1 protein-coding gene is annotated in these 524 nt (G+C 59.9%); it reads left to right on the top strand.

Annotated features, from left to right (window positions below; translation table 11 throughout):
- Window positions 1-524, top strand: a 524-nt coding sequence (gene vgrG, locus FDW92_RS04905) for a type VI secretion system tip protein VgrG (protein WP_137400556.1), incomplete at both ends; no start/stop codon positions are given.

Here is a 524-nt window from a genome sequence, read left to right as displayed (position 1 = left end):
CCCGACTGGCCCGGATATTATGAGCAGGAAGCGGATAACCTGAACGGTCAGTGGGCACAGTATGAGATTTTTGATTATCCGGGCCGTTTCAAGGACGAACAGCACGGGGAGGATTTCACCCGCTATAAAATAGAAGGCTGGCGCAGTGGGGCCGAAACGGCACTCTGTGTCAGTAATTCCCCCCAATTATGGCCCGGCATCCGCTTTACCCTGTCAGACCACCCGATACCTGCGCTTAACCGCAACTGGCAGGTGGTGAGCAGCACGCTGGTAGGCGTGCAGCCTCAGGCCCGCCACAGCAGCGCCGGACAGGGGACTCTGCTCACCAACCAGTTTTCCGTTATCCCGGCAGAACAGACATGGCGTCCCCGCCCCCTGCCAAAGCCCAGAGTGGACGGTCCGCAAAGCGCGGTGGTTACCGGCCCGGCAGGGGAAGAGATTTTCTGTGATGAGTATGGCCGGGTGCGGCTGAAGTTCCTGTGGGACCGCTATCATGGCGGCACGGAGGACAGCTCCTGCTGGAT

This window comes from Citrobacter sp. wls706 (assembly GCF_005281305.1).
Classification (GTDB): domain Bacteria; phylum Pseudomonadota; class Gammaproteobacteria; order Enterobacterales; family Enterobacteriaceae; genus Citrobacter; species Citrobacter werkmanii.
This window is presented reverse-complemented; position numbering and strand designations above follow the sequence as displayed.